Source organism: Novosphingobium pokkalii (assembly GCF_014652855.1).
GTDB lineage: Bacteria > Pseudomonadota > Alphaproteobacteria > Sphingomonadales > Sphingomonadaceae > Novosphingobium > Novosphingobium pokkalii.
The window spans coordinates 1-13289 of sequence record NZ_BMZP01000019.1 but is presented as its reverse complement, the minus strand read 5'-3'; the positions used below and the strand labels follow the sequence as shown (position 1 = coordinate 13289).

Sequence of the window (13289 nt, the reverse complement as noted above, 5' to 3'; positions counted from 1 at the left end):
CCGGGGCGGTGCATGTGAGGCTACGCCTCGACCGGCGCCTGGCCTGAAATCAGGCGGCGGGCTTGGTCCACTCATTGCCCTTCATGAAAGCATCGAGCGGGGTGTGGACGATGTGGTTGGTGTAGTTGCTCATCAGCTTGGTCGCCGCGCCCAGGATCACTTCGAGCACGTTGCGGCGGGTGAAGCCGGCGGCGATGAAGGCATCAACATCGGCATCAGCGACAAAGCCGCGGTCGCGCACCACCAGCGTGGTGAAGCGGTGCAGCGCCTCAAGGCGAGCGTCGGGCAGTTCGGTGCCGGCGCGCAGCGCGGCGATCACGTCATCACCCATCTTCTGCATCTTGGCCAAGGTGGTGTGGCCAGCCATGCAATAGTGGCATTCGTTCTCGAAATTGGCGGTCAGATAGACCACCTGCTGTTCGTGGACGGTCAGCGTGGTCTTGGAAAACAGATCCCACAGCGCGGTGTAGCCAGCGAGCAGTTCAGGCGATTCAGCCATGTAGGACTGAAGGTTCGGCACAAAGCCAAAGGCACCCTTGACGCCCTCGAAGATGGGGCGGGCGGCTTCAGGAGCGGTCTCGATGGTGTAGGCGGTGAACTCGGTCATGGATGCGGTCCTTGTCTGGATCAGTGGAAGGGGTCGTTGTTCGACCCACACACATTGGCTCCTTTGTGGGCGGCAACGAAGATCGGCTGATCGACTAACGCTTATGCCCATTGGGAATAAGCGAGAACGAGGATGGGCCGGGCGCACGGTATCGGCGCCACCACAAAGGTTTAGATTTGCAGGGTCACCGGGCCGCTCTCCTTGGCGGGAGCCGCGCAGCAGATGAGCGCCTCGTCGGACGCAAGCGAAACGCCCACTTGGGTGGTGTGGACCACCTGCCCGGCCAGCACGCGGGTCCGGCACGCGCCGCACTGCCCCGACCGGCAGCCATAATCGGGAGACAGGCCCGAGCGCTCTGCCAGAGCCAGCAGATTGTCAACCTCTGGGGTCCAGATGGCGCTGGTGCCGTTATTGATGCTCGCATCGGCAAATGTAATGGCGACGGGCTGTTCGGCAGGCCCGGTCGAATCGATCACCGCCGCTCCCGCCTCGATCCTGCGGCTCAGCGCGGATGGGCCAAAGGCCTCGGCATGAATGCGCTCCTCGGCCACATTCAGGGCCCGCAGGCCGTCATACAAATCCTGCATGAAACCCGCAGGGCCGCAGAGATAGAAGTCATAATCACCAAACGGCAGCGTGCGGCGCAGCAGGTCGATGTCTATCCGGCCAAGGTGATCGTGGTTGCCGGGCAACCCATCAGGATCAACCCGACCCACCACCCGCAGCACCTTGATGGCCCCTTGGTTGGCCTGTGCAATGGCCGCCAGTTCGCTGGTGAAAAGCTGGTCATCGGGCGAATGGGCTGACGTTATCAGCCACGCCCGGCGCGGCTTGCCGCTGCGGGCACCTTGATCGGCCAGATGGCGGGCCATCGCCACCATCGGGGTTATGCCGATCCCTGCCCCCAGCAGAACGGCGGGGCGCTGCTCGGCCGTATCCAGCGTGAAGCTGCCTTGCGGCGCGCGCGCCTCGATCACATCGCCGACCGCAAGACTATGCAGATGGCGCGAGGCGCGACCGGCGCGCTTCACGCTGATGCGGTATAGTGGCGCGCCGGGGGCAGAGGAGAGTGTGTAGCTGCGGACCAGCGGGCGAGGCTGATCGGGCAGCGCCACGCGGATTGGCAGGTGTTGCCCGGCTAGCGGCACCGGCATGGATCCCCCATCGGCAGGTTCGAGATGGAGGGAGCGCACATCGCGGCTCTCATCGACGATCCGCGCAATCCTGAAGTGGCGCCACTCGGTGATTGCCTGCTTTGCCCGCGCCTCGGCCCAGATGCCGGTCGCGGCCAGATTGGGTGACCACCCGTGATCTGCCAGATCCCATGTCAGCGGCAGGGCGCTCTTGCGGCGCACGATGCGCTGGGGCGCTACTTGCCACAGCCGCTCGGCACCCTGAAATCCGGCGGTTTCGGGCGAATCCAGCAAGACCATGGCCTCGCCAGAGATCTGCAGCACATCACCCTTTGACCAGTCGATGAACACGAGCCCGGCCTTGCCCGTCTCGCTTATGTTGCCAAGCGTGCTGAAGAACTGGTTCCCGGCAAAATCGGGGATGGTGAGGGTGCCATCATCATCAATCCGCACAAAGCCTGGCCGCCCACCCCTGTGCGAAACATCGGCGCGCAAGCCTTGCGCCGTCTGCGCATAGCTCGCGACGAAAAAGCTGTCCGCCTGCCCGATCAGGGCACGGGCTTCATTGTCAAGCGCCGCCAGATGCTGTGGGGGGATCGCCACATGCAGGCGCGGATCGCGCGTGCAATGCGGTGATCGCTGCTGAATATATTGGGGGCAATTGCCAAAGGATTCCTCGACCGCGATCACGAAGTCGCCATCGCCCATGCCTACCACTTTGCCATTGAGCCGGTTGCGTCGCCGGGTCGCAGGTTCGATGCCGATCATAGCCACAGCGCCGCCGGGCACCAGACCAGCCTGCGCCGGGTCGCCGGGGTCCGCTGCGCTGGTCACGCGCAGATGCGTGGCGTCACTGGCCGACAGGAAGCCCGGCAAGCCAGCACGCGGGGAGGCCCACACCAGCCCATCGGGGGCGATAGTGCCAAAGACCGCGAAGGGCAGTTGTTCGTAAAATTGGCGATGTTGGTCGATCATGTGGTCACGGATCACGCGCCGACCCAGCTCGGCCATTTGCGCGGCGACGCCGACGGTGTGCTGCAAAGCGATTTCGCCGCGGTGCCAAGGTGAAGCCGCTTCCATCGCGGGGTGTTCAGACATGATCGTGATCTCCATGCGGCGGGGAAACGCGCCAAGGGCTTCCCCGCCGACCGGATAAGGCGTCAGACGGTCAGTCCCGCTGGCGTGGTCTGGAACGGCACGAAACCTTCGAGCGCCTCGACCCGCTGCAACCAAGCGCATGTGAGGGGATAGGGCGCGAGGTCCACATTCCCTTCGGGTGCGCGGGCGATGTAGCTGTAGAGCGCGACATCCGCGATGGATGGGCTGGTGGTTGCCGCCAGCCATGTGCGCGTGGCCAGCGTCTTTTCCACGACGACCAGTGTATCATGCGCCCGGCTGATCACTTCATCGGCGTCAAATGAGGCGCCGAAGACGGTGATAAGTCGGGCCGCACAGGCACCGTATGCGAGTTTCCCCGCCGCGATAGACAGCCAGCGCTGCACTTCCGCTTCGGTCGCAATGTCTTTCGGCAGCCATGCATCCGTTTCGGTCTTCCGGGCAAGATAGACGAGGATGGCATTGGAATCGGCAATAACCGTCTGTCCATCCTCCAGCACCGGTATTTCGCCAAAGGGGCTCAAGGCCAGAAACGCGGGTGCCTTGTGGGCGCGGGCGGCAAGGTCCACCTCGATCAGCTCATGGTCGAGGCCCAGCAGGGACAGAAACAGGCGCGCGCGGTGCGAATGGCCAGACAGTGGATGATGATACAGCTTCATGGTGCTCTCCGTTCGATACAGCGGGGAAAAGATGCGGTGCTGGCTGCAGGTGGACCAGTTTCCGTCCTCGCCCCGCAATGCGCGACGTGGAGCAGCTCTTTGTCGTGCGTTCAGCTCATGAGGCCATGCTTGTCATCGATCGTTGATGACGATAATCGTGAATTTTGGAAGTTTACTATTGCTCTGCCGGAAATAATGGATTTGGCGGTCCGCTCCGTTGGGTGGGCATTCCAATGCCGTTCGCGATCACGAGCTAACTGCCTCCCTGTGCATACTCGCATATCGTGCAGGTCATTCGGCCCAGTATAAACACGCGGAATGTGTGGGCTTTCGATGTCAGTGACGTTTTGAACTGTGGGAGACGAATGGCAGTTTTCCGCAGACCACATCTTTCAGCAGACCAGCAGATCGAGTGAGCGTGTGGCCGGTGTCCGCCTAGACCGTCCTTCCATCCACCCCCTCGGAATGACGTGATCTGGTCGCGTGCTGCCGGTTCGCCGTGGTTGGAATTGCCGCCGCGAAAGGCGACATTCAGCGGCTTGGGCCGGGCCATCGAAACCGGCCGTACATTAACGCTGTCGGTGGTACTACCGAAGGACGAGGGCTGGGACTTACCCGCCGGTCGCAATGGCAGCAGGTGCTATCTGACTGCGCCGAAAGCCGCCATTCATCGAACCGAGTATGCCCTCTCACCTTCGGTTGGGGATGGACAGACCGGCAGGCCTCCTTTGGACTGCGAGAAAAACTTTAGCTGACCTTCACCTAATTCACCTGAGGATAAATGCTCGACCCCCTAGTGGTAAAGCTGTCAGCGGCAATATCGCACTTCAGGTAGAATGTCTTCCGATCCTTCTCGCAGCCATGCGTCAAGGATCGGGGCTTTGCTGCCTTGTTCGCGGATTGCCTGGCAAAGGCGAACGGCCTCGCGGCGCACCAGCGAGATGTCGACAGCGAGCTTAGATTTCGGATTGACGAGCTTATATTGGGCCATGTTGAGGAGGTCACCTAATGCTGCCTCAAGGCGGTGCCGCTGTTCCAGTTGGAGCAGCTTATGCACGACCACTTCACGCATCGTGTCTAAAAGCATCGGCATTTCGAAATCGGTTTGGACCTCAATCATCATTACCAGACGATCAATGATGGCGGGCGGCAGGACTCTTCTAATTGCCGGTGGGGCACCGACCCATCGCTGAATCGCGTCATAACTATTGCGGATGGTCCTGCTGTCAGATGACACGAAGCCCTTCAAAATTTGCCCCGAAAGACGCGAGCGCCAGTCGCTGAATTTTGCTGTGAAATGTATAAGCGCGCCCAAACCGGCATTGTCGGATGTCGCTGTGACGAAGTTCCAGAGCGCGAGGGCGCGCTCACCGGTTTTGTCTTTGGAACTTAGGAACGGAGTCAGGGCCTCGGAAAGAGCCAGTCCGGCGGCGTGTCGAATCGCACCCTGCGTTTGCTCATGTAAGGGCGTGAGTAGGCCGCGGTCTGGGGTGATGGCCGAACTACGCCACGCGCAAAACACATCGAAGAGTTCTCTGGCCTGCTTGTATGTCGGCTTAAATGTTTTCGATCTGACGGTATAGAGGATCGAGATCGCACCATGTTCGCTGGTCAGATCGGGCGGCATCGCGAATATACGCTTCCTGAACGCGTCGCTACCTGAAGTCCTGTCAGGCTTGGGAATGTCGGTCAGGCTGAAGGGATACAGCACCTGCTGTCGTGGCAGAGGAGGATCGCCAGCATCAAGATCTCCCCACAGCCGTTCAGACAAGATCTGGTTTTGGGCATCGGAGAGATGACCAGCCTGCCTCAAGGAAATCAGGCGATGAAGTGCAGGATTCCGACATTGATCCACTTCCATTTCCGCCAGCCATTGGTCAATTAAGGCTGCTGTGTTGGCGTTAGGCTTAATTGCACGCATATCATCGTGCCCAATCCACTTGAGCGGATCGATGGCATGGGGATCTAGCGGAAGGGGCAAGGCAAGGCCTTTTTGCGCTGCTTGAGGCCGAAGATCCGGCGCGATGGCGGCGTAGCTGTTGCGCAGGAGAAGCGCTATGGGCTCAAAAAGAAGCGGACTGCGCAAGCTGCTGCCGAGGATCAGCCCGAGCATCTCGATATGAAGATTATAGGCAGCAGCACTGGGTAAGCGAATGACAAACCGAGCCAGAACTTGGAGAAGTGACTTCAGACGATCAGCGGCGAGGTGGCGCTCGCTTTCGATCGGTGCGCCTTGCATCTGCGCAAGCCAGTAGTTCCGAGCCTTGATAAGGGCATTGGTGGCTGTTGCGGCATCATCATTCGACAGGGTCGCGATAACCAGCCGCGACAGGTAGCGATCAAGCAGTGCGTCACGGTCTCCAGCCAGATAGCGGATCAAATTGAGAAGCCATGGCGCATTGCGCTCCTCCTTGAGCGTATGCGCGTCTATCCGTTCATCATTGAAGAGGTTCAGATAGCGAAGGCGCGGAGGCACGCCGACCGTTTCGAATAGGCCAGCCAACTCGTCAATAGGCTCTACCGTTGCATAGCTGCCGAAACTGAGAGTTACAGTTGGCGTAACCGACGATCCGGCATCGAAGCGGGGCGTCCCAACATCAGGGCGGCGCCGGCTGTCTCGCACGGCTTTTGCGATCGAGGATGTTAGGGCGTCGATTTCACTCCAAGGATCACAATGCCTTGCCCGATAGCGATCATTCCATGCATAGTCCTCGAACCTATCACGACGATAACTGCCTGCTATGAACTCGAAATAGGCAAGCCGCGATTGAATCCAGAGTGACGTTCGATTAAGCCTCTCTCGGCGCTGCAGATCCTTAAGTGTCTCGTGGACGAGAGCCTCGGCGTTTTCGAGCTTGCCGCATTCGGCCAAAATTGCCGCTTGACGCAGTGCCCATATCGGATCCTTTCCCTGTATGTCGGCGGTCACGGCAAGCGCAGCTGCCAGATCGAACCGCGCACAGTGGTAAAGCGCAGTCTGATGGGCGGCCTCGGCCTTCATTTCGCCCGCGAAAGAAGGTAGGCTCCTGATAAACCTAGCAAGTCGCTCGAAGCTTGCCTCGTCGCCCTCAAGCCTCGCGTGATTTAGCAGGGCAAGAGCCAGATCTGCCTGCGCCTGCTGTGAAATCTGAGACATGCCTTCGGGATCGGCTAGATCGCTAATCCAGGACGCGATCACCGGATCGAGGGGCCATAAGGCAGTACGATGGCGCCAAATCAGCTCGCTGAAAAAGCCGATAATCTCTTCTTGGGGCAGTGCTTGCAGCACCGGAAGGGACATCGGAGCGTTGCTAGTGGCGCTCCTGATCGCACGCCTCTGACTGTGAGGGCAGATCAGCCAGCCAGGGTAACTCTCCCGATCCAACCGCCATTGATTGATGCAGGTACGCAGGTTTTCCGCCTGTTCCTCAATGGTCTTAGCATCGGGAGTTGGCGTCACTGGACACTCGCCAGGCTGCCACTCATGGCTGAGCTTGGGGCGATGATCGCGCAGAAGTTGCAGAAAGCGATACGTCGCGGCCTCATGGCGCCGATTACTATCCAGGTGCGCCACTAGCGGGTGAAGATCGATGGGAACGATGTTATGAGCGACAAGATAGCGGCGTTTCGCCGCGCCGAGATCAAGAGCACCGACCAAATAGATGCGTCGCGCGGAATCTCCTAAATGATCCCGAACCCAGCCCGCCCAGGCTAGAAAATTGGGGTCGTCGCCGGAAAAACCGAGCAAACATAGGTCATTCTCGATGAAGGTCTGCCGAGCGAAATTGACGAAGGCGCCATGGGTCTGTGGGTAGGCACGATAGTCTTCTGCCGCGAGGATGAACGGTCCGCCCTTGTCAATCGATCCATGCAGCTTGACGATTCGCGGCGCCCGGGTTCGTGCCAAGTCGGCAGGACTGGTCACAGGTTCGTAACTTCGATCGACGGCTTGGGACGCCCGTTCAAGAAGGGTGTCGTAGTTGGTGGTCAGTACGTCCGACCAGTCCAACTCCAGCAGGATCCGATGAAGCGGCGCAGGCGCCCAAGAAGAATCCCTGATGTGCCCGTGAATGAAATCGTCGAGCGCATTCTGGCCAAAGTAGACCCGATATTCCTCGGCTAGGCGCAAAGCATCATCGGGCGCTCGGGTCGGATCCGCCGCATAGAGTTCCCGCGCCATTGCCTGCTTGAGATGAAACCAGAGGGGAGGCAAGGGGATATCATCCGCGGCCAGAATGGCTGACCGGCTAATTCCGGCGCCCACCATCACGGCTGCGCCACGAGCTCCCTCGCTTTTCCAAAGCGTCTGGGAAAGCCGCAGCAGGGCGGGATAGTCCTCGAGATCTTCAACCTTCATCGGCAAGGCGTCCAGCATGCGAAAATAAACATGTGATCAGTGCGATGGCCTATTCGGTTTGGCGATTGCTTTCAATTTAGAAGATGTCTCACTTGCCGATCCAGCTCCTTGAATGAAAGCCCGCTTTGGACTGTATGGATTTGGCTTGCGAACGTTGCATTTGAGGGCGGCAACGATCAACATGGCACGGCGCGTGGAATGGCCGGTGTTGGCCTAGAATGACCTGCCCGGCGCTACATCGCAACGTCGTGTTCTGGTCGGAAGCGAACGCGGCGTCGTGGGATCAAGCAGTCATTTCCCTTGACGGACTCTTAACAGGCTGCGGAAATAGGCCCTGTATGGCGGGGTCTATTCCCTTTGATGCGATGCACTGCGGGACTGGGCCCCGTTTTTTTCGTGTGATGCGCGCCGATCCAGACTTTTCACCGCCCATTTGGCGTACATCAGGCGCACTTATCCTGTCGCCAGCAGCTTTGGCAGGCGCACCAGATTGTAGGCGGCGGCGGTTAGTGTGAAGGCCCAGCCCACGCGTGGCAGTCCACGGTGGCGGGTCTTGCGCAGATTGCCACAGGTCTTGGCCCAACCGAAGACCTCTTCGATCCGCTTGCGGATGCGGATGCTGGCGGCATAGCCGGGGTGCCGGGTGGTGCGGCCGTCGATGGCCGAGCGCCGGTTGGCGGTGTTTTGCGCGACATGGGGCGTCACGTTCAACGCGCGCAGATTGGCGATGAAATCGGCGGTGTCGTAGGCCTTGTCGGCCCCCAGCGTGATGCGGTGGCAGCCGTCCAGGCGCTCCAGCATGGTCAACGCGGCCTCCCGCTCGGCAGTGTCCGTGGCATGCGTGAGCGTGGCATCAACCACGAGACCATGGCGGTTTTCCATCAGGACATGACCCATGTGGCACAGCTTTGCGGCTTGTCCGCGTGCCTTCTTGAACAGACGTGCATCCGGATCGGTGGTTGAAGCGTGGGTGGCATTGCTGCGCTTTTCGCCGTGAAAATCCCGCTCGGCGTTGCGTCCCTTGTGTTTGGGCGGCGGCGGGGTGTCGTCGTCATCGGAACCCTCGCCCGCATCCCTGGGCATGAAGCTCTTCATGCTGGCCCAGGCCTCGATCAGCGTGCCATCCACCGAGAAATGGTCATCCGAAAGCAGCGCCTTGACCCGGGCCTGCTGCAACACCGCCGTGAGAAACTTTGCCGCGATGTCGCCGGCCAGCAGCCGCTCGCGGTTCTTGGTGAACACCGTCACGTCCCAGATCGGCGCGTCCATCGACAAGCCCACAAACCACCGGAAGAGCAGATTATAATCCATCTGCTCCATCAACTGGCGCTCGGAACGGATGGTGTAGAAGGCCTGCAGCAACAGCGCGCGCAGCAGTTTCTCAGGCGCAATCGAGGGCCGACCAATCGGCGCGTAAAGCCCTGAGAAATCCGGCGAAAGGATGTCCAGAGCCTCGTCAACGATCGCCCGGATGGCCCGCAGCGGGTGCCCTGCTAGAACCCGTGCCTCGCAACTCACGTAGGAAAACAGTCCTTCGCTCCGCTCGTCAGATCCGCGCATCGCTTCGTCCTCAACCTCATCCTGGGCAGAGGCTGAATCACATCAAGGTGCTCAACGGAAGCCTTTTTCCGCAGCCTGTTAATGTCAGCCTTCCACATAAGGGGACCTGTCGAAAAAATGCGGGCCTATCGCTTCCCTTTAGCTCAAAAGCCCGCGATGGTCCTAGAAACAGGATGTACAAGAACAGGGATCCAAATGCCATTCTGGGACGGCCGTGCTGCCAATGCTGCGGATATCAGACTCTATGTTCCGGGCACGGGCTGGCGGGCAGCGGTCAGCATTGAGGGCGATTCTGACGACACGCCGGTCCCAGGGTCGGCCAACGCGGTCGGCAGCGTGCTACTGAATATCCTCAACGCCACCAATCTGGTAGTCCTCACCGGCACCGGCTCGTCCTTCGGCGTCAGCAACCCGCCAGGGCGACCGACGCCGGCGGGGATGTCGGATGTCTGGGTCGCTGTGCGCGCGGCGGCAGGCGACGCTGTTTTCGATGCGATCGTCGCCAGCTTCGGCGCCGAGCGCGTGAGCGAGAATATCGAGAAGCTGCTCACCTTATGCAAACTCTATCTCGAGCTTCATGACGGCGAGACGAGCGAGCCCGTGCTATCCATGCAGGCTTTTGTCGAAATCGCTGAGCAGGCCATCCTAGCGCGCGTCGATTTCATCGATCGGGAGAGTGGCCTCGATGCTCATGACGCCCTGATCCGCAAAATCGGACGCCGTGGGGTACGCAAACCCCGCGCCAAACTCTTCACAACCAATTATGATCTCTGCTTTGAAGAGGTGGCGCGCCGGTCACGTTTCACGTTGATCGACGGTTTTTCGCACCATCTCGACCAAACCTACGATCGCACCAATTTCGATCTCGATATCGTGCGTAGGGATGGGCACCGCGAGAACCCCGACTATGTGGCCAATGTCCTGAAATTCTACAAGTTGCATGGCTCGATCGACTGGCGCCGTGTCGGAGGCGACATCCTGCGCACCCGTGCGCAGGTAGGCAAGCCGGTCCTGATCTATCCGCGTTCGAGCAAATATCAGGAGAGTTTCGACGCGCCCTATCTCGACATGCTCTCGGCATTCCAGGCGGCCTTGCGCGAACCGGATACCGCGCTCCTGATTTCCGGGTTCGGGTTCAATGACGACCATATCAGCAGTCCGATCATGTCCGCGATCGAATCCAACATGTCGCTGCGGCTCGCGATCTGCGACATCGCTTTCATCCCCGACGAGCAGCTGCTGCTCGGCGGCCACGATCTGGCGGGCAAGGCCGAGCTTCCCAACCGCTTTCTTACCCGGTTCCGGCGCTTGGCCGATAGTGGCGATGCCCGTGTGCACCTGATGAACGGCCGGTTCCAAGATCTCGCTGCCGCGATGCCAGACCTGATCGGCGAGACCGACCGCGAGCGGCATGTCCAACGCATGCGTGCGATCCAGCAAGGCGCGGCGGGTCCGGCATGACCCCGATTAATCCGATCGAGATCGATCGCTACGTCGGCACGGTGACCCAAGTCACGGCGTCCCATATCCATATGAACCTGCCCAACGCCGTGCCAGGGCGCGAGAGCCGGGGAACGTCGTTGGGAGCGGTCGGCGACTTCGTGTTCATCGACTGCGAGCGATCCTTCATACTTGGTCGCATCGTCGAGACTCGCCTGCCCGACGGCGAGCGGCTGACCGTCGAGCCCAAGGTGGGTGACGGCGGTACGGTCAATCCGATCGGACGGGTGCAGCTGCTCGCCGCCGTCGAACAGCGATCCAATCGGCTGAAGCGAGGCCTTGTCCAATTCCCGCAGATCGGTGACGCAGTCTATCTCGCCCAGCCCCAGCTACTCGCGACCCTGATCCGCAATGCGGTTGCAGGATCGGACGATCTAACCCTGAGCATCGGCCGGATCGACGCCGCCGATGGGGTTGATGTCTGCCTCCCCCCCGATCGCCTCTTTGGGCGTCATTGCGGGGTGTTTGGCGCGACCGGGGGAGGCAAGAGCTGGACAGTCGCAACGCTGGTCGAGCAGGTGAAGGCCGCCGGAGGCAAAGCTGTCGTTCTCGACCCAACCGGCGAGTTTTCCGACCTCGCCTGTGTCGACAAGGTATTCACCTTTGCGGCGCCGGCTGCGGGTCAGGATTTAGCGTATTTCCCCTATCGGCACATGACAGAGGACGATCTGTTTTCGCTGTTCCGGCCATCGGGACAGAGCCAGGGACCCAAGCTGCGCGAAGCGATCCGCAGTCTCAAGCTGGTAAGCGCAATGGGGGCTGCCATCCCGCAGGGCGTCACTGTCGCGGACGGAACGATCATCAAGCGCATGAAGCCGCGCGCGCCATTCCTCACAGCCGTGCGCGATCACGCGGTCACGCTGCATGCGCCGGGATGCGCCTTCGACATTCATCGCCTCGCCGAGCAGATCCGGGCCGAGTGCATCTATCTGACGGGAGAGCCCGGTCATTTCGGCAACGCCGACCAAGGCAGTGTCGCCTTCTGCGAAAGCCTGACTGCGCGGATCAACACGCTCCTCGCGTCGCAGGAGCTGCAATGCGTCTTCGGACAGGACGGGGTATCGCTGGTCGACGAGCTTCGTGCTTTCTTCGAGGACGGTGCGCGAGATGTCGCCGTAGTGTCCTTCAAGGAGGTACGTTTCGAACATAATACACGCGAGATCCTTCTCAACGTGATCGGACGTTTCCTGCTTAGCGAGGCGCGCGCTAATCGTTTCCGGACCGACCCTCTGGTGGTGTTCCTCGATGAGGCCCATCAATTTCTCGGGCGGACCGTTGGGGACGATTATGCGTCGATCAAACTCGATTCCTTCGGCATAATCGCCAAGGAAGGCCGAAAATATGGGCTGACATGCGTGCTCGCGACGCAGCGCCCACGCGACGTGCCGCCGGACGTGCTCAGCCAACTTGGCACCCTTATCGTTCACCGCCTGACCAATGATCAGGATCGCGAGACGGTCGAGCGCGCCTGTGGCGATCTTGACCGCAGCGCCGCTCAGTTCGTGCCTATGCTTGCACCGGGCGAGGCTGTGGTAATTGGCCCTGAACTGCCCGCACCGGTGCCGATCTTCGTGCGCCGCCCCACGACCCCGCCCGACAGCAAAGGGCCGGCGTTCCAAAAGGCGTGGCAAGATCGCCTTGCGAAGCGACAGGTGCCTCCAGAACCGCCCGGGGCTCCTGTGCAGGGCGAACCCGCACCGTGATCGAGAACCGACTTTGTCGTGGTCCCTTCGTTGCTGACCCTGTTCGAACCAGCGCCATCCTAGTCGATGAATTCGATAATCGCGCGGCTATGACCAGTGTCGAATATTTTTTCGGATAAATTCAGAATGGAACGCTGAACGTCTGGAGTCGGGGAGCATCATGGCAACCAAGCGTGTAGCACCCCGATGCTGATCGCGAGTTGCCGACCATACTCGGGTCCCCCTTTGTGGACGACGCCAATGATTCCGTCGTCCGCATTCAATAGCGGCCCGCCGGACATGCCCTGTGTTAACATTTGCTGGACCTCCACCATCTGCACACCACTCTTGATTGGCAGCGAAGTCACGGGGCCCGGACGGACATTTAGTTTATCACCTGGGCCATATCCTGGATATCCTATAGCGGTGGTCGGGTCGCCTGTGGTAGCGGGCTGTTTAGCTGTCATGAGCTCATAGTATTCATTTTCTGAGATATTATGGTCAAGGACCGCCAGATCGCGGTGCTTGCACCGGTGCTTCACAGATGCCGAGAACTTGTTCGATGGCTTTGACGGATGATAGAGCTCCACCATTCCGGACGGTGAAACGCAGTGTTCTGCCGTCACCAAGCCAACTGACGTGACCCCCTGATTTTCCTCCAAGCTTGATTAGAGTCTGGTCCATTGGAAGGACGGA

Annotated in this window: 8 protein-coding genes; 2 read left to right on the top strand and 6 right to left on the bottom strand. The window is 60.2% G+C overall.

Going from position 1 to position 13289, the window contains the following annotated elements:
- Window positions 1-49: 49 nt before the first annotated feature.
- From IE191_RS16835 to IE191_RS16815, 5 genes are all read right to left on the bottom strand, one after another.
- Window positions 50-607, bottom strand: coding sequence for a carboxymuconolactone decarboxylase family protein (locus tag IE191_RS16835; protein WP_191325550.1), 558 nt, complete (start codon window positions 605-607; stop codon window positions 50-52).
- A 170-nt stretch (window positions 608-777) separates the two neighbouring features.
- Window positions 778-2853 (bottom strand): 2Fe-2S iron-sulfur cluster-binding protein, encoded by a 2076-nt coding sequence (locus IE191_RS16830; protein ID WP_229815543.1) that lies wholly within the window; start codon window positions 2851-2853, stop codon window positions 778-780.
- Between the two features lie 47 nt (window positions 2854-2900).
- Entirely contained in the window at window positions 2901-3515 is a 615-nt protein-coding gene (locus IE191_RS16825; RefSeq protein ID WP_191325549.1) for a glutathione S-transferase family protein, read from the bottom strand.
- A gap of 808 nt (window positions 3516-4323) precedes the next feature.
- Window positions 4324-7851 (bottom strand): SIR2 family NAD-dependent protein deacylase, encoded by a 3528-nt coding sequence (locus IE191_RS16820; protein ID WP_191325548.1) that lies wholly within the window; start codon window positions 7849-7851, stop codon window positions 4324-4326.
- A 453-nt stretch (window positions 7852-8304) separates the two neighbouring features.
- The gene (locus tag IE191_RS16815; protein WP_191325547.1) at window positions 8305-9411 is read right to left on the bottom strand and encodes an IS5 family transposase; all 1107 of its coding nucleotides are present in this window, start codon (window positions 9409-9411) and stop codon (window positions 8305-8307) included.
- Between the two features lie 195 nt (window positions 9412-9606).
- Here IE191_RS16815 and IE191_RS16810 point away from each other — a divergent pair, with 195 nt between their 5' ends.
- A complete protein-coding gene (locus IE191_RS16810; RefSeq protein WP_191325546.1) occupies window positions 9607-10872 on the top strand; it encodes an SIR2 family protein in 1266 nt (421 codons plus the stop codon).
- On the top strand, window positions 10869-12614 hold the full coding sequence (locus tag IE191_RS16805) for an ATP-binding protein (protein WP_191325545.1): 1746 nt from the start codon (window positions 10869-10871) through the stop codon (window positions 12612-12614). Before IE191_RS16810 ends, IE191_RS16805 begins: the two co-directional genes overlap by 4 nt.
- A 158-nt stretch (window positions 12615-12772) precedes the next feature.
- Here the strand turns inward: IE191_RS16805 and IE191_RS16800 are convergent, their stop codons facing one another.
- Window positions 12773-13219, bottom strand: a complete 447-nt coding sequence (locus IE191_RS16800; RefSeq protein WP_268249449.1) for a S1 family peptidase — start codon at window positions 13217-13219, stop codon at window positions 12773-12775.
- Between the last annotated feature and the right edge of the window lie 70 nt (window positions 13220-13289).